This window comes from Sphingobium sp. SA2 (assembly GCF_032227065.1).
GTDB lineage: Bacteria > Pseudomonadota > Alphaproteobacteria > Sphingomonadales > Sphingomonadaceae > Sphingobium.
The window spans coordinates 2119364-2140838 of sequence record NZ_JAPMXX010000006.1 but is presented as its reverse complement, the minus strand read 5'-3'; the positions used below and the strand labels follow the sequence as shown (position 1 = coordinate 2140838).

23 protein-coding genes are annotated in these 21475 nt (G+C 62.0%); 15 read left to right on the top strand and 8 right to left on the bottom strand.

Features of this window, described 5'->3' with window-relative positions:
• Positions 1–3 precede the first annotated feature (3 nt).
• The 3 genes from OVY48_RS18135 to groES all read right to left on the bottom strand — a co-directional run bounded on the left by OVY48_RS18135 (position 4) and on the right by groES (position 4027).
• Positions 4–1806 carry an SLC13 family permease gene (locus OVY48_RS18135; protein ID WP_313923868.1) on the bottom strand — a complete coding sequence of 601 codons (1803 nt, stop codon included), beginning with the start codon at positions 1804–1806 and terminating at the stop codon, positions 4–6.
• A 203-nt stretch (positions 1807–2009) separates the two neighbouring features.
• Positions 2010–3659: a chaperonin GroEL gene (gene groL, locus OVY48_RS18130; RefSeq protein ID WP_037476035.1), complete on the bottom strand. Its 1650-nt coding sequence runs from the start codon at positions 3657–3659 to the stop codon at positions 2010–2012.
• 80 nt (positions 3660–3739) lie between these two features.
• Positions 3740–4027, bottom strand: coding sequence for a co-chaperone GroES (gene groES / locus OVY48_RS18125; RefSeq protein ID WP_007704439.1), 288 nt, complete (start codon positions 4025–4027; stop codon positions 3740–3742).
• 384 nt (positions 4028–4411) lie between these two features.
• Between groES and OVY48_RS18120 the strand changes: the two genes are divergently transcribed.
• The 4 genes from OVY48_RS18120 (at position 4412) to OVY48_RS18105 (ending at position 8457) form a co-directional block, all read left to right on the top strand.
• Positions 4412–4846 carry a universal stress protein gene (locus OVY48_RS18120; protein ID WP_313923866.1) on the top strand — a complete coding sequence of 145 codons (435 nt, stop codon included), beginning with the start codon at positions 4412–4414 and terminating at the stop codon, positions 4844–4846.
• 90 nt (positions 4847–4936) lie between these two features.
• Positions 4937–5806 (top strand): glutathione-dependent disulfide-bond oxidoreductase, encoded by an 870-nt coding sequence (yghU, locus tag OVY48_RS18115; RefSeq protein ID WP_313923865.1) that lies wholly within the window; start codon positions 4937–4939, stop codon positions 5804–5806.
• 109 nt (positions 5807–5915) lie between these two features.
• Positions 5916–7724, top strand: a complete 1809-nt coding sequence (locus tag OVY48_RS18110) for a DUF885 family protein (protein ID WP_313923864.1) — start codon at positions 5916–5918, stop codon at positions 7722–7724.
• An 82-nt stretch (positions 7725–7806) separates the two neighbouring features.
• Entirely contained in the window at positions 7807–8457 is a 651-nt protein-coding gene (locus OVY48_RS18105; protein WP_313923863.1) for a hypothetical protein, read from the top strand.
• A gap of 37 nt (positions 8458–8494) precedes the next feature.
• On the opposite strand, the gene OVY48_RS18100 is transcribed toward OVY48_RS18105, so the two are convergent.
• On the bottom strand, positions 8495–9979 hold the full coding sequence (locus OVY48_RS18100) for a replicative DNA helicase (protein ID WP_037476023.1): 1485 nt from the start codon (positions 9977–9979) through the stop codon (positions 8495–8497).
• A 114-nt stretch (positions 9980–10093) separates the two neighbouring features.
• Between OVY48_RS18100 and OVY48_RS18095 the strand changes: the two genes are divergently transcribed.
• From OVY48_RS18095 to OVY48_RS18075, 5 genes are read left to right on the top strand one after another with little or no spacing between them, the layout of a single operon-like run.
• Complete coding sequence (locus OVY48_RS18095; protein WP_037478539.1) at positions 10094–10576, top strand: UPF0262 family protein; 483 nt, start codon at positions 10094–10096, stop codon at positions 10574–10576.
• A gap of 29 nt (positions 10577–10605) precedes the next feature.
• Positions 10606–11274, top strand: a complete 669-nt coding sequence (locus tag OVY48_RS18090; protein WP_313924839.1) for a GH25 family lysozyme — start codon at positions 10606–10608, stop codon at positions 11272–11274.
• Complete coding sequence (locus tag OVY48_RS18085; protein WP_313923862.1) at positions 11271–11732, top strand: cytidine deaminase; 462 nt, start codon at positions 11271–11273, stop codon at positions 11730–11732. Before OVY48_RS18090 ends, OVY48_RS18085 begins: the two co-directional genes overlap by 4 nt.
• Positions 11733–11742: 10 nt before the next feature.
• The gene (dcd, locus tag OVY48_RS18080; RefSeq protein ID WP_069066552.1) at positions 11743–12297 is read left to right on the top strand and encodes a dCTP deaminase; all 555 of its coding nucleotides are present in this window, start codon (positions 11743–11745) and stop codon (positions 12295–12297) included.
• A 21-nt stretch (positions 12298–12318) separates the two neighbouring features.
• Positions 12319–13092, top strand: coding sequence for a metallophosphoesterase (locus tag OVY48_RS18075; protein ID WP_313923861.1), 774 nt, complete (start codon positions 12319–12321; stop codon positions 13090–13092).
• A gap of 85 nt (positions 13093–13177) precedes the next feature.
• Here OVY48_RS18075 and ctrA read toward each other — a convergent pair whose 3' ends face one another.
• Both ctrA and OVY48_RS18065 read right to left on the bottom strand, forming a co-directional pair.
• Positions 13178–13885, bottom strand: a complete 708-nt coding sequence (ctrA, locus tag OVY48_RS18070) for a response regulator transcription factor CtrA (RefSeq protein ID WP_069066550.1) — start codon at positions 13883–13885, stop codon at positions 13178–13180.
• A 208-nt stretch (positions 13886–14093) separates the two neighbouring features.
• Positions 14094–14987 (bottom strand): LysR family transcriptional regulator, encoded by an 894-nt coding sequence (locus OVY48_RS18065; protein ID WP_313923860.1) that lies wholly within the window; start codon positions 14985–14987, stop codon positions 14094–14096.
• 137 nt (positions 14988–15124) lie between these two features.
• Between OVY48_RS18065 and OVY48_RS18060 the strand changes: the two genes are divergently transcribed.
• Positions 15125–15844: a pirin family protein gene (locus tag OVY48_RS18060; protein WP_313923859.1), complete on the top strand. Its 720-nt coding sequence runs from the start codon at positions 15125–15127 to the stop codon at positions 15842–15844.
• A 112-nt stretch (positions 15845–15956) separates the two neighbouring features.
• Complete coding sequence (gene wrbA / locus OVY48_RS18055) at positions 15957–16556, top strand: NAD(P)H:quinone oxidoreductase (protein WP_313923858.1); 600 nt, start codon at positions 15957–15959, stop codon at positions 16554–16556.
• 116 nt (positions 16557–16672) lie between these two features.
• On the opposite strand, the gene OVY48_RS18050 is transcribed toward wrbA, so the two are convergent.
• Positions 16673–17644, bottom strand: a complete 972-nt coding sequence (locus OVY48_RS18050; RefSeq protein WP_313923856.1) for an acyltransferase family protein — start codon at positions 17642–17644, stop codon at positions 16673–16675.
• A 73-nt stretch (positions 17645–17717) separates the two neighbouring features.
• On the opposite strand from OVY48_RS18050, the gene OVY48_RS18045 reads away from it, so the two are divergent.
• From OVY48_RS18045 to OVY48_RS18030, 4 genes are all read left to right on the top strand, one after another.
• Complete coding sequence (locus OVY48_RS18045; RefSeq protein WP_313923855.1) at positions 17718–18395, top strand: RNA pseudouridine synthase; 678 nt, start codon at positions 17718–17720, stop codon at positions 18393–18395.
• A complete protein-coding gene (gene arfB, locus OVY48_RS18040) occupies positions 18382–18786 on the top strand; it encodes an alternative ribosome rescue aminoacyl-tRNA hydrolase ArfB (RefSeq protein ID WP_313923854.1) in 405 nt (134 codons plus the stop codon). The genes OVY48_RS18045 and arfB overlap by 14 nt, the downstream gene beginning before the upstream one ends.
• Positions 18787–18880: 94 nt before the next feature.
• A complete protein-coding gene (locus tag OVY48_RS18035; RefSeq protein WP_313924838.1) occupies positions 18881–19366 on the top strand; it encodes a GAF domain-containing protein in 486 nt (161 codons plus the stop codon).
• 162 nt (positions 19367–19528) lie between these two features.
• Complete coding sequence (locus tag OVY48_RS18030; protein WP_313923853.1) at positions 19529–20551, top strand: RcnB family protein; 1023 nt, start codon at positions 19529–19531, stop codon at positions 20549–20551.
• A gap of 40 nt (positions 20552–20591) precedes the next feature.
• Here the strand turns inward: OVY48_RS18030 and OVY48_RS18025 are convergent, their stop codons facing one another.
• Positions 20592–21410 (bottom strand): arginyltransferase, encoded by an 819-nt coding sequence (locus tag OVY48_RS18025; protein ID WP_313923852.1) that lies wholly within the window; start codon positions 21408–21410, stop codon positions 20592–20594.
• Positions 21411–21475: the final 65 nt, after the last annotated feature.

Below are 21475 nucleotides of genomic sequence, written 5' to 3'. Positions count from 1 at the left end.
CCCTTATACCAGCCAATAGATGGCAAAGCAGGTCGCCAGACCGACGATGACGTTCATCGGCACGCCGATCTTGACGAAATCGCTGAACCGGTAATCGGCCGCGGCATAGACCATCGTGTTGGTCTGATAGCCTATGGGCGTTGCGAAACTGGCGGAGGCTGCGAACATCACGGCGATGATCAGCGGTCGGGGATCGACGCCATTCTGCCCGGCTATGCCGATGGCGATCGGCGTCATGATGACGGCGACGGCATTGTTGGTGACGGTTTCGGTCAGCACCGATGTCGCGGCATAGATGGCGATGATGAGCGCCAACGGTGGCAACGCCGCCATCCAGGGCGACAGGGTGGACACGATCAACGTCACGCTGCCCGATTTTTCCAGCGCCAGGCCGATGGCGAGCATGGCAAAGATCAATACGATGACATTGCCGTCGATCGCCGACCAGGCCTCTTCCGCATCGAGGCAGCGGGTTGCCAGCACGATCGCGACGCCGATCAGCGCCAGTGCGAAAACGGGCATGATGTTGAAGGCAGCCCCCACGATCACCATGCCCAGCGTGAGCGCAGCGATCGGCGCGCGCCGGCGGCGATAGCGCCTGACGCCGCTGGTATCCTCCGCGATGAAATTCATATTGTCGCGCAGTGCGGCCGCCGCCTGATCGTCGGCAGCCACCAGCAAACTATCGCCTGCGCGCAGGCGCACATTCACCAGGTCCGGTCCGGCGACATGACGCGGGCGGCTGAGCCCCAATATGCGGACGCTGAGATTCGACAGAAAGGGTATTTCCCGCAGTTTTCGGCCGATGGCGGGATGGGTCGGGGCAAGGGTGATGCCGATCAGCCCCACCATGCTGTCCCGTTCGTCCGCCGCCAGCCGGATCGGTCGTCCGATATTCTGAAGGCCGACAACAAATTCATGCGATCGAGCCAAGGCATCCAATTCATGTGCGCTCGTCGCGACGATGACCCGGTCGGAGGGCAGAATGATAGCATCATTGTCGATGTTGCGCAGGATCTGCGACCCGCGCGCGATCCCCAGAACCCGCACGGAGCCACGACGCAGCGCCTTGATATCGCCCAGTCGCGTGCCGTCATCCTTCAATTTGGGGCAGAGTTCAGTGATGTAGAGGCGGTCGCTGTCGACATCGAGTTCATTGTCGGGGCGGTTGGGCAGCAGCATCGGTCCCAGGATCAGCAAGGTGACGCCACCGATCACGAGCGCGACCAGCCCGACCGTGGTGATTTCGAATATGCCGAAAGCCGCCTGCCCATTTTCCTGCGCGACGCCATCGACCAGCAGGTTGGTGGACGTGCCGACCAGGGTCAAAGTGCCGCTGAGGATGGCGAGATAGGAGAGCGGGATGAGCAGGCGCGTCGCCGCGATTCCGACCGTGCGCGCCAGTCGCTTGACCAGCGGGATCAGCACCATCACCACCGGCGTATTATTGACGAAGGCCGGGGCCAGCATGGCCGTGCCCAGCAATTCCGCCACTGTGCGCCGGGGTCGTTCCTTGGCGCGGGAGACCATCAGGCTGGCCAGAGCCTCGATCGCGCCAGTGCGGATGAGAGCGCCGGAGAGGATGAAGAAGGCCGCGATCGTGATGGGGGCGGGATTGGCGAAGACCGTCAGCAGGTCGGTCGGGCTTAGCATGCCCGTCACCAGCATCAGGATGGCCCCGATCACGGCGATGACGACGGGCGGAAACCGTTCCATCGCAAAGGCCACGAACAGCAGCAGCACCATGACGAGGCCCGCCACTGGCCCCGCTTCGGGCCAGCGGGCAAAGAGCGTTCCCCCCTCCATCAGCACAGGATACCGCGCATCAAAGTCTTACCATCCGGTCGTTCATAATGCCCCTGTCGATCTGGCCCGATGCTCGGATGGGTAGCATAGCGACTTCAAGAGATTAGGAAACCAGCGCCGGATGAATTTGGTACAGGTGACGACAAGAAAAAGGCCGGTGGATCGCTCCACCGGCCTCTTCTTTGTCTTGTGGAAAGCAGGACTTAGAAGTCCATGCCACCCATGCCGCCCATGCCGCCGCCGGGCATGCCGCCCATGGGCGACTTGTCGTCAGCAGGCATTTCCGAGATCGCCGCTTCGGTGGTGATCAGCAGGCCAGCAACCGAAGCCGCGTCCTGCAGAGCCGCACGAACGACCTTGGTGGGATCGATGACGCCAGCGTCGACGAGGTTTTCGTAGACGTCGGTCGAAGCGTTGAAGCCACGGGTTTCGTCATTTTCGCGCAGCAGGTTGCCGGCAACCACGGCACCGTCAACGCCCGCATTCTGGGCGATCTGGCGCAGCGGCGCTTCGATCGCCTTGCGGATGATGTCGATGCCACGGGTCTGGTCGTCGTTCGCGCCCTTCATGCCGGCCAAAGCCTTGGTGGCATAGAGGAGAGCGGTGCCGCCGCCAGGAACGATGCCTTCTTCAACGGCCGCACGGGTGGCGTGCAGCGCGTCGTCGACGCGGTCCTTGCGTTCCTTGACTTCGACTTCCGAAGCGCCGCCAACCTTGATGACGGCAACGCCGCCAGCCAGCTTGGCCAGACGTTCCTGTAGCTTTTCCTTGTCATAGTCCGAGGTAGTGTTCTCGATCTGCTGACGGATCTGCTCGGTACGGCCCTTGATCGAGTCATGGTCACCAGCGCCATCGACGATGACGGTGTTGTCCTTGTCGATGGTGACGCGCTTGGCAGTGCCCAGCATCGCCAGCGTGACATTCTCAAGCTTGATGCCCAGGTCTTCCGAAATCACTTCGCCCTTGGTCAGGACAGCGATATCTTCCAGCATCGCCTTGCGACGATCGCCAAAACCAGGCGCCTTGACGGCAGCGACCTTGAGGCCGCCACGCAGCTTGTTGACGACCAGGGTCGCCAGCGCTTCGCCTTCGATATCTTCGGCGATGATCAGCAGGGGACGACCCGACTGAACGACCGCTTCGAGGATCGGCAGGATCGACTGAAGGTTGCTGAGCTTCTTTTCGTGGATCAGAATGTACGGATCAGCCAGCTCTACAGCCATCTTTTCCGGGTTCGTCACGAAGTAGGGCGACAGGTAGCCACGGTCGAACTGCATGCCTTCGACGACGTCCAGCTCGAATTCGAGACCCTTGGCTTCTTCAACCGTGATCACGCCTTCCTTGCCGACGCGCTCCATGGCTTCGGCGATCTTTTCGCCAACCACGGTGTCGCCATTGGCCGAGATGATGCCGACCTGGGCGATTTCCTTGGTCCCGGCGACGGGCTTGGAACGGGCCTTGAGGTCTTCGACGACCTTGATGACCGCGAGGTCGATGCCGCGCTTGAGGTCCATCGGGTTCATGCCGGCGGCAACCGACTTCATGCCTTCACGGACGATCGCCTGCGCCAGGACGGTCGCAGTGGTCGTGCCGTCACCGGCGATGTCGTTGGTCTTCGATGCGACTTCGCGCACCATCTGCGCGCCCATATTCTCGAACTTGTCCTTAAGTTCGATTTCCTTGGCGACGCTGACGCCGTCCTTGGTGATACGGGGGGCGCCGAAGCTCTTGTCGATCACGACGTTACGGCCCTTTGGACCCAACGTCACCTTGACCGCGTCGGCCAGGATGTCGACACCGCGCAGAATGCGCTCACGAGCGTCGCGGGAAAACTTTACGTCTTTCGCTGCCATGGTCTTAATACCTTCTATCGAGAATGTGCAAAATTGCGAAGTTCACACCGTTGCTGGACGTGAAAATCGCGAACCGAAAATCAGGCGACGACGCCCAGAATGTCCGATTCCTTCATGATCAGCAGGTCTTCGCCGTCGACCTTGACCTCGGTGCCCGACCATTTGCCGAACAGCACGCGGTCGCCAGCCTTGACGTCGAGCGGGGTGACCTTGCCATCTTCAGCCTTGGAACCGGTGCCGACGGAGACGATCTCGCCTTCCTGCGGCTTTTCCTTGGCGGTGTCGGGGATGATGATCCCACCGGCGGTCTTCGCTTCCGCTTCGATGCGGCGGACGAGAACACGGTCGTGCAATGGACGAAATGCCATGTTGATTGCCTTTCCCTTCTATTTGGGATGGATCCGGCGCGCGATCCAGGGATGATTTCCCCGCAAAACCGCAATCGCCTTGTCCGTCTCCCCTTGAACTGCGTTGCTGTTAGCACTCACTGGAGGAGAGTGCTAGCGCCGTGAATATGGAGCGGTGCTTTTATGCGTCAAGACGATCGCGCAGAAAAATTTGCGGGACCGCGCAACCGAGCGCCCGCTTCCGGGTTATGGCGATTGCCGCGCGACTTGGCATGTTCCGTGCGATGGACGGACCGACCGTTGCCATCAGCCGCGCATTCATGTCGCGACCGTTATTTTTCGTGAATGCTGCATCCCCTGCCCCGCCCACCTGTTGGTGAAGCAGAACCATAAGGAGGATGCACCATGGCCTATTCGAAGATTGTCGTTGCCGTCGACATCAACGACGTACTGCACGCGCGCGCCGCGATCGATGCGGCGGCGGCTGTTTGTGGACCGGAAACGACGGTCCATATGCTCTATGTCCGCTATCATATGCCCACCCGCTATTCCGAGCTTCTGGGGCGCGACCTCGACATCAAGGAAGAGGCCGAGGCGCTGGCGCTGATGCGGCAATGGGCGAGCGAAGGCGGTCTTCCCGAAGGACAGGTCCATTTCGATACGCGGCGCGGCCGGGTGCGCGACGAAGTGATCAGCGCGGCCGAACGGACCGGCGCAACGCTGATCGTGATCGGTTCGCATGAGCCGACATTCTCCTCGAAGCTGCTGGGGTCCAATGCCAGCGCGATCGTGCATCAAAGCCCGGTCAGCGTTCTCGTGGTGCGGGCATCGGCCGAATAATCCGGTGAAGCCTGGTGGCTGTCGGTTGCAGGGGATGGGGTCGCCCCCTACCTGCGGCCCATCCTTTCACGATATTGGAGCCAGGCCCGCATGACCGACAGCTATACCCCGCCCCGCATCTGGACCTGGGACAAGGACAATGGCGGGGCGTTCGCCAATATCAACCGGCCGATCGCAGGCGCGACCCACGACAAGGCGTTGCCGGTGGGCCAGCATAAGCTCCAGCTCTATTCGCTCGCCACCCCTAATGGGCAGAAGCTGACAATCCTGCTGGAAGAGTTGCTGGAGGCGGGTTTTACCGACGCCGACTATGACGCCTGGCTGATCAAGATCGGCGATGGCGACCAGTTTTCCAGCGGCTTCGTGGCGGTCAATCCCAACAGCAAGATCCCCGCGCTGATGGACCATAGCGTGTCGCCGCCGCAGCGGGTGTTCGAATCGGGCGCGATCCTGCTCTATCTTGCCGAGAAATTCGGTGCCTTCCTGCCGACCGATCCGGCCAAGCGCACTGCGGCGCTGAGTTGGTTGTTCTGGCAGATGGGTGCCGGGCCGCTGCTGGGTGGCGGCTTTGGCCATTTTTATGCCTATGCGCCGGAAAAATATGAATATCCGATCAACCGCTACACGATGGAGGTGAAGCGGCAGTTGGACGTGCTGAACCGGCATCTGGCGGACAACGCCTATATGGCGGGCGATGCGTATAGCATTGCCGATATCGCGATCTGGCCCTGGTATGGCGGTCTGGTGCTGGGCCGCGCCTATGAAGCGGCGGAGTTTCTGGACGTTGCCAGCTATACGAATGTCGTGCGCTGGGCGGAGCAGATCGATGCGCGCCCGGCAGTGACGCGCGGGCGGATGGTCAACAAGGCGAATGGGCCGTTGGAAGAGCAATTGCACGAACGGCACGATGCGAGCGACTTTGCGACCCGGACGCAGGACAAGCTGCAAAGCGAAGGCTAAGCTGCGTCGCGACCGAAGATGTTGCGTGCGCGCAACATTGTTACAAGGGACTGGACGAGACGGCGGAGCGGGGTAAGACAGGCAGGCAAGACATAAGGGAGTCATCGCCATGGATCGCCGCCTGTTTCTCTCCTCCGCCGGGGCCATCGCCCTCGCCGCCTCCGCCCCCCGCGCGCTGGCGCAGATGGCGGGCAATGACGATGCGCGGCTGTCCGCCGCCTTCGCTGCCATTTTCGAGAAGCAGCTCGATATGTCGCCCGGCATGGTCACCAGCCTTGGCCTGGACAAGGGCGCGCGCGCCGGGGCGAAGAGCCAGTTGGACGACAATAGCACGTCGGCGATGATGAAGCGGCTGAGCATGACGCAGGCGGCGATCAAGGAACTGGAGGGCTTCCAATCGGCCAGCCTGTCCGATCCGCAGCGGCTCAATCTGGAGGTGGTCCTCTATTCGCTGGGCCAGCAGACGGTGGCACCGGCCACCTTCGGCCTCAACAGCGCAGTGCGCCCCTATCGCATCTTTCAGCAGGGCGGCAGTTACTTCTCTACGCCCGATTTCCTGAATACCGCGCACACGATCAACAATGCCGCCGATGCGGATGCCTATGTCGCGCGGCTCGATGCTTTTGCCCGCAACCTGCGGACCGATACGGCAGTTCAGCGGGACGAAGCGGCGCGCGGCTATCTTGCGCCGGGCTGGTCGCTCGACCTGACGCTGGCGCAGATGCGCAAGCTGCGTGATCAGCCCGCCGCGTCCAGTTCGATCGTGCAATCGCTGGTCAAGCGGGCTGCGGCCAAGAATGTGGCGGGCGACTGGCAGGGCCAAGCGACGGCTGTTGTCGAAAAGGCCATTTATCCGGCGCTGGACGAGCAGATTGCCGCGATCGAGGCGCTGAAGGGCGGTACGGCTGCGGGCGATGGCATATGGCGCACGCCGCGCGGCGAGGAAATCTATGCCGCTGCGCTCAAGAGCGCGACCACGACCGACATGAGCGCCGACGAAATTCATTCGATGGGCGTGGAGCAGGTCGCCGAGATCAGCGGGCAACTCGACACGATTCTCAAAGCAGCGGGCTATGGCAAGGGCACGATCGGCGAACGGCTGGCCGCGCTCAATGCCGAACCGTCGCAGCTTTATCCCGATACCGCGCAGGGCCGCACCGACCTGATCGCCGCCCTCAATGCCGAAGCCAAGCTGATGCAGGCGAAACTGCCGCAGGCATTCGCGACCATTCCCGACACACCGCTGGAAATCCGCGCAGTGCCGGTCGAGATTCAGGATGGCGCATCGAACGGCTATTATAATCGCGCGGCGCTGGACGGGTCGCGGCCCGCGATCTTCTTCATCAACCTGAAGGCGATCGGCGATTGGCCCAAATATACGCTGCCCGCGCTCAACTATCATGAGGGCGTGCCGGGGCATCATCTCCAGATTTCGACCGCGCAGACCGCAGGCGATATTCCGATGCTGCGCAAGACCGCGTTCATGAGCGCCTATAGCGAAGGCTGGGCGCTCTATGCCGAGCAATTGTCCGATGAATTGAAGGGCTATGCGACACCGCTCGACCGGGCGGGCTATCTGCAATCCTTCCTGTTCCGCGCCGCACGGCTGGTGGTGGATACGGGCATCCATGCCAAGCGGTGGAGCCGCGAGCAGGCGACCGCCTATATGGTGGAAAAGACCGGCTTCACCCCTGCCCGCTGCCAGCGCGAGGTGGAGCGTTATTGCACCCAGCCGGGGCAGGCGACCAGCTACAAGGTCGGCCATGGCGTATGGACCAAGGCGCGTGCGGCGGCGCAGGCGGCGATGGGCGACCGCTTCGATATCAAGCAGTTTCACGCCATTCTTGAGGAAGGCGCGATGCCGCTGTCGATGCTGGAGAAGCGCGTGGCGGCGCGGGCGAAGATGGCGACGAGTTAACGTCATATTGCGTCAGACGCTCGACTATACACAGAAGAAATCAGTTAAAACCGCTGCAACCAACTGAAAGATCTGAACGCAAATGCCTTATGCCTTCAAGCATGTGCCAATGGATTTTGCCCGAGCCTTTGAGGAAGGGGAAAGCATTCGTTTAGGTACTTTTGGCGCTTATAGTCGAATGGAGGGCATGCGGTCCGACCGTAGCGAAGGCAGTCAAAGAAATTATTTAACAAAAGAAATTTCTGAAACGGATACAGATGCAAGAATGGCTCTCGATCAGCTTTATGCAATTCAATTCAGTCAAAATGTCGAGAATCTACATATAAATAATGTATTTATTTCAAATTCTTATGAAAGAAAATTAATTTTTTGTATGTCTACCCAACCAGATTTTGATCTGTGCGATAGAGAAAAACTTGCGGTATTTCGGATCGAAGTTCGGCCGTTTCTGGAAGAGATCGTGAAGGCACATCATTACCTAGGTGATTGCGTCGCGAATCGGGTTGTCTATGACAAGCGAGATGGAGATATATCAAAAGGCGAGGCACGCTCATTCAATCCATTCCAAAAACCGCAAAAATTCGAGTGGGAGAAAGAGTATCGCGTCGTATTTTCAAGCGATAGTGGTGAGAATTTCGTGAACCTGCGAGTTCCCCAAGCAGCCAACTCGATACGACGGACATTTCGAACACCAGAAGAGTTACGCGCTGCGGGTTTCGAACCAACGGACTGAGCATTTTTCCAAAATTGGGTGTAAAATATAATCCAGATTACTCATATTCCAGATCCTGATAGCCGTCTTCGGCGATGTCGGAGAAGCGGGTGATGCGGGCGTCGAATTTCATGCGGATGCGGCCGGTGGAGCCGTGGCGCTGTTTGGCGACGATCAGTTCGGCGAGGCCGTAAATCTGCTCCATCTGCTGCGCCCATTCGGTATGTTCGGCGCTTTCCTTGTTCCCCGGTTCTTTGGCGGCGATGTAATAATCTTCGCGGAACACGAACCAGACCATGTCGGCATCCTGCTCGATCGAGCCGGATTCGCGCAGATCGGAGAGCTGGGGCCGTTTGTCTTCGCGCTGTTCGACGGCGCGGCTGAGCTGTGACAGGGCCAGCACGGGGACATGCAGTTCCTTGGCCAAGGTCTTGAGGCCGCGCGAGATTTCCGAAATTTCGTTCACGCGATTCTCGTTGCCGCGCCCGCTGCCCTGGAGCAGTTGGAGATAATCGACGACGATGAAGCCGACGTCATGGCGGCGCTTCAAGCGGCGGGCGCGGGTGCGCAGCGCGGCGATGGTGAGGCCGGGCGTATCGTCAATGAACAGCGGGAGTTCCTGCAACTCGCGCGCGGCGCGAGAGAGATTCTGGAAGTCGGCGCGGCTGATCTTGCCCATGCGCAGCGCTTCGCCGCTGATCCCCGACTGTTCGGCCAGCACGCGGGTCGCGAGCTGATCGGCGGACATTTCGAGGCTGAAAAAGGCGGTCTTGGCGCCCATATTCTTTTCGGGCGGAATGCCGTCGGCATTGTCGCGCAGCCAGCGTGACGCCGCATTATAGGCGATGTTGGTGGCAAGCGAGGTCTTGCCCATGCCCGGACGGCCAGCGAGGATCATGAGATCCGAATTGTGGAGGCCACCGATCTTGGCATTCAGGCTATTGATACCGGTGGTGATGCCCGACACATGGCCGCCGCTGTTGAGCGCGCGTTCGGCCACTTGTACGGCGGCGGTGGAGGCCGAGAGGAAGCTCTTGACCGAGCCGCTTTCGCCTTCGCCCTCCGAAACCTTGTAGAGCGCGACTTCGGCGGCTTCGATCTGCTCGCGGGGATTGACATCTTCGCTGGTATCCAGCGCATTTTCAACCAGTTCGCGGCCGACACTGACAAGCTGTCGCAGCAAGGCAAGATCGTAAATCTGCGCCGCGAAGTCGCGCGCGCCGATGAGCGCCGCGCCATTGCCGGTCAATTGCGCAAGATAGGCCGCGCCGCCCAGTTCCTTGAGCGCGGGGTCTTGATCCAACATCGGCTTCAACGTCACCGGGTTGGCGATCATGTCGCGATCGAGCAATTTCATGATCGCGTCATAGATGCGGCCATGGAGCGGCTCGAAGAAATGCTCCGCCTTGATCTTGATCTGGACATCTTCGGCGATGCGATTGTCGATCATCAGCGCGCCCAGCAGCGCGGCTTCGGCTTCGACATTGCGCGGCAGTTCGGTGCCGCCAGCTTCGGCGGCAGTGATTTTCAATAGTTCGACCATGGGCCTCTCATCCTCCGGTCGCGCGCGTCGCGCAAGGGCTGGCGCGCAATCCATCTGTGGATAAGTCCCGCTTGCTTTTCGGCGCGCATCGCCGCACTGACTATGCCCTTCACCATGGCCGATCCGCGCATCATAGACATCAAGCTCGACGAGCGCACGATCCTGTGGCGCAATGCCGATGTCGAGCAGGAACGGCGGATCGCGATCTTCGATCTGCTGGAGGATAATCATTTCGCGCCGCAGCGGGTTCATGCGGACGGCTATATGGGGCCGTACAAGGTGGTGCTGCGCGTCGAGGACGGGCGGTTGGTGATCGAGATCAATCGCGAGGATGACAGCGCGCTCGAAGCCATCATCCTGGGCCTTGGGCGGTTCCGGCGGCCGATCCGCGAATATTTCGCGATCTGCGACAGCTATTATCAGGCGATCAGCAATGCGTCGCCGCAGCAGATCGAGACGGTCGACATGGCCCGACGCGGCATCCACAATGATGCGGCGGAGATGCTGATCGAACGGCTGGAGGGCAAGATCGCGGTCGATTTCGATACGGCGCGGCGGCTGTTCACGCTGATCTGCGTGCTGCATATCAAGGGGTAGAGACGATTTCGCGGCTGACTTTGGGGGGGCTGCTGGTCCGCGTGGGCGCAGGGCTGGCGATCATCGCGGTGCTGGCGCTGGCGCTGTGGCTCTATGCGCGCAGTTGGGCGCCCGCGCGGGACCAATATCCGGTGCAGGGCGTGACGATCAGCGCCGATAATGGCGTCGTGGAATGGGGCACGCTGGCAGCGCAGGGGGCGGACTTCGCCTATATCCGCGCAGCGCGGGGCGCGGCCGGGCGCGATCCGGCGTTCGCGGCGAACTGGCGCGCGGCGCGGACGGCGGGGCTGCGCTATGGCGCGATGCTGGACTATAGCCTGTGTCGGCTGGCGAGCGATCAGGCCACTCGTTTCGTGACGACAGTGCCGCGCGACAATGCCGCCCTACCCCCGGTCATTCGGCTCGCCTTCGACAAGAGCTGCACCGCGCGACCGGGGCGCGACCTTGTGCTGTCGGAACTCAATACGCTGGTCAATCTGGTCGAAAGCCATGCGGGCAAGACGGTGTTGCTCAACGTCACCGAGGATTTCGACAAGCTGTACGATGTGGGTTCGGGCATCAACCGCACGCTCTGGCTCGATGGCAATTTCTTTCCTCCCGATTATGCCACCCGGCCCTGGGTGATGTGGACAGCCAGCGACATGCGGCATATCGACGGCGTCGACGGGCCGGTGAGATGGGATGTGGTGGCGCCATGAACGAAACGGAAGACCAGGTGGTGCCGCTGATCGCCGCCGCGCGCGGGGCGATGGTTCATGCTCATGCGCCCTATAGCCGCTTTGCGGTGGGGGCGGCGGTGCGGTTGACCGATGGCAGCATCGTGACCGGCTGCAACTTCGAAAATGCGAGCTATGGCCTGTCGCTCTGTGCGGAGACGGTGGCGCTGGCCACCGTCAATGCGCAGGGTCGCTTTGCCGATGTCGCCGCGATCGCCGTGGTCGGCGGGGCGATGGACGCGGCTGAGGAAGCCATGGTCACGCCCTGTGGCCGCTGCCGCCAGGTGATGAACGAGGCCGAACAGATGGCAGGCCGCGCCATCGCCATCTATTGCGCCACGCCATCGGGCAGCCGTATCACCGAGCATCGCATCGCCGATCTTCTTCCCCACGCCTTCGGCCCCGCCGATCTGGGCATCACCCCCATCAGGAAAAGCTGAAAAGACCATCATGGCCATTCTTTCTGACAAATGGATCCGCGACAAAGCCCTTTCGACCGGCATGATCGAGCCGTTCGTCGAAAGCCAAAAGCGCGACGGCTGCATCAGTTACGGCCTGTCCTCCTATGGCTATGACGCGCGGGTGGCGGACGAGTTCAAGATCTTCACCAATATCGACAGCACCATCGTCGATCCCAAGAATTTCGACACCAACAGCTTTGTCGATCGCAAGACCGACTGCTGCATCATTCCGCCCAACAGCTTCGCGCTGGCGCGGACGGTCGAATATTTTCGGGTGCCGCGCGACGTGCTAGTGATCTGCCTCGGCAAATCCACCTATGCGCGGTGCGGCATCATCGTGAACGTCACCCCGCTGGAGCCGGGCTGGGAGGGGCATGTGACGCTGGAATTTTCCAACACCACCCCCCTGCCCGCCAAAATCTACGCCAATGAAGGCGCGTGCCAGTTCCTCTTCCTGCAGGGTAATGAGCCGTGCGAGGTCAGCTATGCCGACCGGGCGGGCAAATATATGGGGCAGCAGGGCGTGACATTGCCCAAGCTGTAACGCTGTGCGAGACGTGGCGTCATGAACTGGTGGCGCAAATGGTTAGGGTGCAAGGTCGCGCCAGCAGCAGTGCGAGCGCCCAGCGTGGGCGCGGATCGCCGTGTCTATGCGATCGGCGACGTGCATGGCCGCGCGGACTTGCTCGACAAGCTGCTCGACATGATCGCGCAGGACGATGCGAGCCGTGGGGCCGCGCAGCTGACCCTCATCTTTCTGGGCGACCTGATGGACCGGGGCGATGCCTCGCGCGCGGTGATCGAGCGGGTCATGGCGGTGATCGGATCAGGCGGCGACGTGCGCTGCTTGCAGGGCAATCATGAGGAATTGTTCATCGCCGCCGGGCGGGGCGACAGAAGGGTGATGCCGACCTTCCGGCGCATGGGCGGCGAACAGACGCTGGAAAGCTATGGCCTTGGTCCCGGTCGATTTCCGGTGATGAGCGATGCGGAGATTGCCGAGTGGATGCTGCATCATGTGCCGCGCGACCATGTCGATTTTCTCGACGCGCTGCCTGACTGGACGGAGGTGGGCGGCTATCTGTTCGTCCATGCCGGCATCCGCCCCGGCGTCGCGATCGAGGCGCAGAAATCGTCCGACCTGCGCTGGATACGCCGCGATTTCCTGAACCATGACGCGCCGCATTCGCATATGGTCGTGCATGGCCACAGCATCACGCCGGAAGTGGACGAACAGCATAACCGGATCGGTATCGATACCGGCGCCTATCGCAGTGGGCGGCTCACCGCCTTGGGGCTACAAGGTACGGAGCGCTGGACGTTGCAGACCCCGGCTTGATCCACCCTAGCGAACGGATGTGAAAAAGACCGGCAATCCAAAGGATTGCCGGTCTTTTTCATGCGCAGGTGGATGGCGTGAAGCGTCAGGCGACCTTGGCTTCTTCTTCGATCACTTCGTCCGGGTCGCGCAGCACATAGCCGCGGCCCCATACCGTCTCGATATAATTGTCGCCGCTGCAGGCCAGCGCCAGCTTCTTGCGCAGCTTGCAGATGAAGACGTCGATGATCTTGAGTTCCGGTTCGTCCATCCCGCCATAGAGATGGTTGAGGAACATTTCCTTGGTGAGCGTCGTGCCCTTACGGAGCGACAGCAGCTCCAGCATCGCATATTCCTTGCCGGTCAGGTGCACGCGGTTGCCGTCCACTTCGACCGTCTTGGCGTCGAGATTGACCGACAGCTTGCCCGTGCGGATGACCGACTGCGAATGGCCCTTCGACCGGCGCACCACGGCATGGATGCGCGCGATCAGTTCTTCGCGATGGAAGGGCTTGGTCACATAATCATCGGCCCCGAAGCCGAAGGAGCGGACCTTGCTGTCCATTTCGGCAACACCCGACAGGATCAGAACCGGTGTCTGCACCTTGGCCGCCCGCAATTTCTTCAGCACGTCATAGCCGTGCATGTCGGGCAGGTTCAGGTCCAGACAGATGATGTCGTAATCATAGAGCTTGCCCAGATCGAGGCCTTCTTCGCCCAAATCGGTGGTATAGACGTTGAAGCCTTCGGTCGTGAGCATGAGCTCAATCGCCTTGGCCGTGGTCGGTTCGTCCTCAATCAGCAGCACGCGCATGTGAAGCCCCTTTGCGTCGCAGGTCCGTTCACCCCACCAGAACGGCTACTGCTCCAATTCATTAACCAAAAAACTTCTGAACGACAAAGGTTAATTTTTGGCTAACCGGCAGAAATCCACGAGTCGCGGAAATACGAATCCGTTTATAAAGGGTTGAAGCCGAAACGACCGGCCAGGAGTCAAGATATACCCGTGCGCGAAACGAGGTTCAGCAGGCGTGGTGCCGGGTGATGAAATCCAGCAAAGCCTCTACCCGCGCGGGCCGCAACCGCGATGGCGGCGTGACCAAGTGCAGCCCGAAGGGCGCCGGGCGCCAATCCACCAATATTTCCTCCAACTCGCCTGCCGCCAGCGCGCCGCCGACGATGAAGTCGGGAAGTCGGGCAATGCCCACCCCCAGCCGCAACGCAGGCAACATCGCTTCACCGCTGTTGACGGTGATGCGTGAACGGACCTGCACCACGACATTTTGTTGTCCCGGCCCGGCGAAACGCCACACGTCGGGCGTCGTGACGTTGGAATAGCAGAGGCAGTCGTGCTCCCCCAGGTCGGATGGATGCTGTGGCCGCCCCCGCGCATCCAGATACGCGCGCGACGCGACCAGATGCAGCGTTACGTCGGCCAGGCGTCGTGCCCGCAGCGAGCTGTCGGGCATGTCGGCGATACGGATCGTGGCATCCAGCCCCATCTCGACAATGTCGATATGCGCGTCCGACAAGTGCAGGTCGACATCGACCAGCGGATGGGTCTTGGTAAATTCCGCAACCAGCGGCGCGATGCGGAGCAGGCCGAAGGTCATCGGCGCGCCCAGTCGCACGACGCCGGATAGGTCCGCCGTTTCGTCGCGCGCCGCTTCCTCCGCCGCCTGCCCCTCGGCCATGATGCGGTGGGCGTGATCGGCGAGCCGCTTGCCGCTCTCGGTCAAAGCCAGGCGACGGCTGGTGCGGTTGAACAGGCTGGTGTCGAGATGCTCCTCCAGCCGCGTGACCGCCTTGGACACGGTGGCCTTGGACACGCTGAGCGCCTTGGCCGCGTCGGTGAAGCTGCGATGCTCGACCACGGCGGCGAACATCGCCCAGGCCTCAAAATCCGGTAATCGCATAGGGAAACAATCCGTTTCGATGCTGCTTGTTTCAGAAACGATACTGATGACTAGATTGGCGGAAAGCAAGCCGGAACCTCCGGCGCTTGGTCAAAAGGCACCCGAACCATCGCGTTCGAAACCGAAAGGCAGAGCATATGAACACGACCACAGCGAGCCGCATCGAGCGCCGCCCCTTCGCCTCACTCGGCCATGCCAATCATGGCTGGCTGAATGCGCGCCATCATTTTTCCTTCGCCGATTATCATGACGAAGACCGCATGCACTGGGGCGCGATCCGGGTGTGGAATGATGATGAGATCGGCCCGCGTTCGGGCTTTCCGCCGCACCCCCATGCCGACATGGAAATCATCACCTATGTCCGCACCGGCGCGATCACGCATCAGGACAGCCTGGGCAACAAGGGCCGTACGGAAGCGGGCGATGTCCAGGTGATGTCGGCGGGCACGGGCATCCGCCATGCCGAATATAATCTGGAGGATGTAACCACCACCCTTTTCCAGATCTGGGTCATTCCCCGTGCGCGCGGTGGCGCCCCAAGCTGGGGTGCCAAGCCTTTCCCGCGCGGCGATCGGTCGGGCAAACTGGTCGTGCTGGCCAGCGGCTATGACGAGGATAAGGAAGCGCTACGCATCCGCGCCGATGCCCGCTTGCTGGGCGGAACGATCAAGGCCGGGACGAGCGTGACCTATGACAGTGCGGAAGGCCGTCACCTCTATCTGGTTCCGGCGACGGGTCGGATCGAGATAGACGGACAGACGTTCGAAGCACGGGACGGCGCGGCCATCATCGGCGGCGAGCCCATCACCATCACGGCCCATGAGGACGCCGAAATCGTCCTGGTGGACAGCCTGTAACTTTGGTCGATCCGTTCCTTCCCTTCTTGGACGGATCGACCCGCCGCCCGCGCCTCTCCCCTCCCTGGCGCGGGCGGCACCCCTTCAATCCCTTAATATAAGGAGACGCATCATGGCTAAGGTTCTGGTTCTCTATTATTCTTCCTACGGTCATATCGAAACGATGGCGAATGCCATGGCCGAAGGCGCAGCCGCCGCCGGCGCGCAGGTCGACATCAAGCGCGTGCCCGAAACCGCGCCGCTGGAAGTGGCCAAGAATGCGCATTTCAAGCTGGATCAGGACGCTCCGATCGCGACCATCGCGGAGTTGGCCGATTATGACGCGATCATCATCGGCACCGGCACCCGCTTTGGCCGCATGTCGAGCCAGATGGCAGCGTTCCTCGACCAGGCGGGCGGTCTGTGGGCGCGCGGTGCGCTCAATGGCAAGGTCGGCGGTGCTTTCACCTCGACCGCCAGCCAGCATGGCGGGCAGGAAACAACGCTATTTTCGATCATCACCAACCTGCTGCATTTCGGCATGACCATCGTCGGGCTCGACTATGGGTTCCAAGGCCAGATGGGTGTGGACAAGGTGCGCGGCGGATCGCCCTATGGCGCGACCACGCTGGCCGATGGCGACGGCAGCCGTCAGCCGAGCGAAGAAGAACTGGACGGCGCGCGCTATCAGGGTCGTCGGATCGCGGAAACCGCGATCAAGCTGCACGGTTGATCGCCGACCGCGCCGTCTAGAGGTGTGGACTGCCGAGACTTTGTGTCGCACGAAGATTACGGCACGCCGCAGGGGTCGATGCACCGGGACTGTGCATCGGCCCCTTTTGCGTTCTGCTATAGTAGCCAGCGGGTTGCGCGTGGCGACAGGCGGATGAGCCGGTCCAGTGCGAAGGGCGCGAACAGGCCCAAAGCGAGCAGTGGCAGCTTGTCCATATAGGGCGACAGATAGTGGATCAGCGGCACATGGAGATACATGATCGTCAATGATCCTCGCCCTATCGCCGCGAGCGGCGCGGCATGGGGCGCGATCCTTGCCGATAGGTTGAAGATCAAAAACGACGTCGCGATGGCCGCCCCCATCGACGCCAATGGCCAGCCATAATCGGCCGTCCGCATATTCAGCGACGGCAGAAGACCGCTCAGACCCGCCATGGCGAGCAGCAGGAGGGGTATCATCATCGACCCTCGCCAGCCGACACGGTGCCACGCCGCCCCCACCCAAAGCAGCACGAAAGCCATCGGCACCGTCAACAGGCCGAGCGGCGATAAGCGGGTGATATGGCCGGACGCATAGGCCACGAGCAGGATGGGCAGTACCGTCAATCCCCAGCGGCGCGTGAGCGGGTCGGGCCATCGGTATGACAAGGCGTTGAACAGGATGCGGGACACCATCAGGCAGGGCACGAACCAGAAGATGATGAAGGGGCCAGCGAGCCATGATCCGCCCAGCAGGAGCGGTCCGATGTCCTGCGGCCAGTCGCGAAAGATCGGTCGATTGCCCTTGAGTGGTTCGATGATCTGATCGGCGGCGATCACCAGCGCTAGGAACAGAAAATAGGGTCGCATCTGGCTGAACAACTGCCGCATGGTGAAGCGCCCAATCGGCTGCGGGCGCGAGAGCATGCCTGACAGCAGGAAAAAGAGCGGCATGTGAAAGCTGTACATGGCATCGCGCATGGCCCCACGCGTCCACACATGGCCGATTACGACAGCGATGATGCCAATGCCGCGCGCAACATCGACCCAGTCCAGCCGACCCGGCGGTGGCGTCGCTGCACCCCCGCTATTTTCCCCACTATGTTCCATCGGCCCCACCGCCTATAGGAAGCGACGCGCGCGTCAATTCCACACCCCTTACTGCCCCGATCGGATCCTTCTTTTGTCCCTGCTTACCGACCATGTTTTGTTCATCGATGGCGAAGCCCTCATTCTCGACAAGCCCGCCGGGCTGCCCGTCGATGCGCCGCGCGACGGGTCGATCGCGCTGGAAAATCATCTTCAGTCGCTGACCTTCGGTTTCCAGCGCTGGCCGCTGCCGGTCCACCGGCTGGACCGCGACACCAGCGGCTGCCTGCTGCTGGCGCGCAACCCCAAGGCGCATAAACGCTTCGCCCAGGCGTTCGAGGCTGGCACCGTCGCCAAACGCTATGTTGCGGTGATCGAAGGCGTGCCGGCGGAAGACACAGGCCTCATCGAATTGTCGCTCAAGAAGGTCAGCACCGCCGAGGAAGGCTGGCGCATGATCCCGGCCAAGGCGGGCAAGGTCGCCATCACCGAATGGCGCAAGGTCGCGGAGAAGGACGGCCGTTCACTGATCGCCTTCACGCCGCGCACCGGGCGCACGCACCAGATCCGCGTCCATGCGCTGCATGGGCTGGGCTTTCCCATCGTCGGCGATCCGGTCTATGGCGAGGGCGGCGTGCCGATGCTGCTCCACAGCCGGTTCCTGAGCATCGCGCGCGGCGAGAAGCCTGCGGCGGAGGCGACGGCCCCCCTGCCCGCGACCTTTGCCGCGGCCGGTTTCGGCCCGGAGCTGCTGGACGATGCCGGGATTTGAGATTCCCGATGATGCGCTGGAAGAGCGCTTCATCACCGGGGGCGGTCCGGGCGGGCAGAATGTCAACAAGGTCGCAACGACGGTGCAGCTGCGCGTCGACCTGTTCCGGCTCGGCCTGCCGCCCCATGCCTATCGCAAGATCAGGGAGTTGGCCGGATCGCGGCTGACGTCGGGTAATCAGATCGTCATCCAGGCCTCGCGCTTCCGCACCCAGGAAGCCAATCGCCAGGACGCGCGCGAACGGCTGGCCGAGATGATTGTCAAGGCCCATCAGCGCAACGCCCGCCGCATCGCGACCAAACCGGGCAAAGCCGCCAAGGCACGGCGGGTGGATTCCAAAAAAGCGCGCAGCATGGTCAAGCAGGGACGCGGCAAAGTGTCGATGGATTGAGCCACGTTTAAACAACGGCTTTTTGTTGGAGAAAGCCCCATATTTTCCTGACCGATCGATTGGCGATTTTTGCCCGCGCGCCTATATCCGCCCCATGTATGACTTCGCCCCCACTGACGCCGCCGACAAGGCGACCCTTTATGCCGACCTGCTGTCCGCCGCCGATGCGTTGACAGGGGGCGAGCCGGACTCCGTCGCCAATATGGCTAATGTCTCCGCGCTGTTGTGGCAGTTTCTGCCGGATCTGAACTGGGCGGGGTTTTACCGGTTGGTTGGCGATGAACTGGTGCTGGGGCCGTTTCAGGGCAAGCCTGCCTGCATCCGCATTCCGATGGGTCGGGGTGTATGCGGCGCGGCGGCGGCGACGGGGGAGACGCAATTGGTGGAGGATGTCCACGCTTTTCCCGGCCATATCGCCTGCGACGCGGCCAGTGCATCGGAAATCGTCGTGCCGATCGTGCGCGACGGGCGCGTGGTCGGCGTGCTGGATCTCGACAGCCCCAAGCCCGCGCGGTTCGACTCGGATGATGCCGCCGGGCTGGAAGCGCTGGTCGCGGTGATCGCGGCGCGGGTCGGCTGAGGCGTTAACCGTTTTTCCCATGCCTGGCGCGCGTTCCGACCCGTTTCGGGACAGGAATCCCGCGTCCCGCTGATGGATAGCGGCGGATCATCATGCTAAACGGAGCGCTAGCATTTTGATCTGCGCGCGCCTTCGCGTGCCGGAAAACAGGGAGCGTTAACCATGCGGATATCCGGCCTTTTCCTTTTGGGTACAGCCGTTGCGCTGACGGCGGCGGGAAGCCCCGCGCTCGCCGGTGAGGTGCGCCAGTCCGGCGCGCATGGCGTTCGCCCTGGCCAGCATTGGAATGGGGGCCAGCGTTGGGGTCAGCGCCATAACGGACGCTGGGTGGCGGGGTGGCGCGCGCCGGGTGGCTGGAACGGTTATCGGCGGCCAGTCTATGGCTATGTCCTGCCTCGCTATTGGATCAGCCCGACCTATTATATCGCCAATCATGGTGCCTATGGCCTGCCCGCCCCGGCCTATGGCTATGGCTGGTCGCGCTATTATGACGATGCGGTCATGACCGATCGCTATGGCCGGGTCTATGACAGCCGCAGCAACATCGGCTGGGATCGCTACGAAGGCGGCTATGGTCCCAACGGTGGCACTTATGACGATCGTCGCCGCGACAATGGCGTGGGTGGTGCCGCAATCGGAGCGGTGGTTGGCGGAGTGGCGGGCAATCGCATTGCCGGGCGGGGCAATCGCACGGCTGGCACGTTGATCGGTGCAGGCGTGGGGGCCGTCGCTGGCATGGCGATCGACAAGGCGGAGGATGCGCCGCGCCGCAACGCCCCACCGCCGCGTCGTCCCGGTGCAAGCTATGACGATGGCTATGGCTATGCCGACGACAGCGTGACCAGCAGCAATGAATATGAGGGGCGCTGGACCGGCACCTGGACCACCGAAGATGGTCGCCGCACCACCGGCACCTATGAAGGCCGGTTCGAAGGCGATGTCCGGGGTGCGGGCGTCGACTATGACGCGCCAGCCTATGCCGGTGCGCCGCATTGGTCGCATGGTGGCGCGCCCATGGGCGGTCAGGGCGGTTATGTTTCGGGCGGCTATTATTATCCCGCGCCGGTCGTGACCACGGTGACGGTGCAGCCTGTCATGACCACGACGACCACGACCAGCTATGTCACGGAAACCGTGCCGGTACGCCGGTCCACGCGGCGCACACGCCGGTCCTGCGCCTGCTGATGACGCATTGGGGGCGGTAAGCGCCGCCCCCGTTCTATAGTTATTTGCGGAAGATGGCTGCCAGTTCGACCGGCAAGGGCGGTTCATCGCGCGCGACCACGCCGCGAATCGCCTCGACCTGCTCATCGGGATCAAAACGGGTCCAGCCGCTCCGCGTGAGCTTTTCGAGCGGGCGGTAGCGGACCTTATATTGCATCCGCTGCGACCCCTCGACCCAATAGCCCAGATACACATAGGGCAGGCCCGCCGACCCGGCGCGCAGGATATGGTCGAGAATGATGAAATTGCCGAGGCCCGGCCGATAGTCGATTTCGGTATCGAAGAAGCTGTAGATCATCGACAGGCCATCGCCCTGCCGGTCGGTCAGGCAAGCGCCGACCAGTTTGCCGACACGCCCGTCAACGCCCGGCTCACGATATTCGATGATATGGCTGTCGACCGGGGTCTGTTCGACCATGTCGGCAAAGTCCATCTCGTCCATTTCCGTCATGCCGCCGCCCGGATGCCGCGCGCTGAGATAGCGCTGGAGCAGGGCGAACTGTTCTTCGGTGGACCAGGGCTTGCAGGCAGTGACGACCAAGTCGCTGTTGCGGCGGATGAGTTTGCGCTGGGTCGCGTTGGGCTTGAACTCACTGGCGACGACCCGGACCGAGACGCAGGCCGTGCAATCGGCGCAACTGGGGCGATAGGCGACATTCTGGCTGCGGCGAAAACCGATGCGGCCCAAGGCGTCATTGAGTTCGGCAGCGTTGTCGCCGCTCAATTCCGTGAACACCTTGCGCTCGCTCCGCCCCGGCAGATAGGGACAAGGCGAGGGGTTGGTCACGAAAAAGCGGGGGAAACGGAAAGGTGCGGTCACGCGCCTCTATCCTGTTCATCGCTGTGCCGTATATGGGTCATGCGCAGACTATGCCGACCCCATGC

Coding starts and splice junctions, on each gene's coding strand:
- OVY48_RS18105 (WP_313923863.1), top strand. CDS start 7,807: ATGCCTTATGCCTTCAAGCATGTGCCAATGGATTTTGCCCGAGCCTTT.
- wrbA (WP_313923858.1), top strand. CDS start 15,957: ATGGCTAAGGTTCTGGTTCTCTATTATTCTTCCTACGGTCATATCGAA.
- OVY48_RS18120 (WP_313923866.1), top strand. CDS start 4,412: ATGGCCTATTCGAAGATTGTCGTTGCCGTCGACATCAACGACGTACTG.
- OVY48_RS18030 (WP_313923853.1), top strand. CDS start 19,529: ATGCGGATATCCGGCCTTTTCCTTTTGGGTACAGCCGTTGCGCTGACG.
- groES (WP_007704439.1), bottom strand. CDS start 4,027: ATGGCATTTCGTCCATTGCACGACCGTGTTCTCGTCCGCCGCATCGAA.
- OVY48_RS18060 (WP_313923859.1), top strand. CDS start 15,125: ATGAACACGACCACAGCGAGCCGCATCGAGCGCCGCCCCTTCGCCTCA.
- ctrA (WP_069066550.1), bottom strand. CDS start 13,885: ATGCGCGTGCTGCTGATTGAGGACGAACCGACCACGGCCAAGGCGATT.
- yghU (WP_313923865.1), top strand. CDS start 4,937: ATGACCGACAGCTATACCCCGCCCCGCATCTGGACCTGGGACAAGGAC.
- arfB (WP_313923854.1), top strand. CDS start 18,382: ATGCCGGGATTTGAGATTCCCGATGATGCGCTGGAAGAGCGCTTCATC.
- OVY48_RS18095 (WP_037478539.1), top strand. CDS start 10,094: ATGGCCGATCCGCGCATCATAGACATCAAGCTCGACGAGCGCACGATC.
- OVY48_RS18135 (WP_313923868.1), bottom strand. CDS start 1,806: ATGGAGGGGGGAACGCTCTTTGCCCGCTGGCCCGAAGCGGGGCCAGTG.
- OVY48_RS18110 (WP_313923864.1), top strand. CDS start 5,916: ATGGATCGCCGCCTGTTTCTCTCCTCCGCCGGGGCCATCGCCCTCGCC.
- groL (WP_037476035.1), bottom strand. CDS start 3,659: ATGGCAGCGAAAGACGTAAAGTTTTCCCGCGACGCTCGTGAGCGCATT.
- OVY48_RS18065 (WP_313923860.1), bottom strand. CDS start 14,987: ATGCGATTACCGGATTTTGAGGCCTGGGCGATGTTCGCCGCCGTGGTC.
- dcd (WP_069066552.1), top strand. CDS start 11,743: ATGGCCATTCTTTCTGACAAATGGATCCGCGACAAAGCCCTTTCGACC.
- OVY48_RS18085 (WP_313923862.1), top strand. CDS start 11,271: ATGAACGAAACGGAAGACCAGGTGGTGCCGCTGATCGCCGCCGCGCGC.
- OVY48_RS18100 (WP_037476023.1), bottom strand. CDS start 9,979: ATGGTCGAACTATTGAAAATCACTGCCGCCGAAGCTGGCGGCACCGAA.
- OVY48_RS18075 (WP_313923861.1), top strand. CDS start 12,319: ATGAACTGGTGGCGCAAATGGTTAGGGTGCAAGGTCGCGCCAGCAGCA.
- OVY48_RS18035 (WP_313924838.1), top strand. CDS start 18,881: ATGTATGACTTCGCCCCCACTGACGCCGCCGACAAGGCGACCCTTTAT.
- OVY48_RS18050 (WP_313923856.1), bottom strand. CDS start 17,644: ATGGAACATAGTGGGGAAAATAGCGGGGGTGCAGCGACGCCACCGCCG.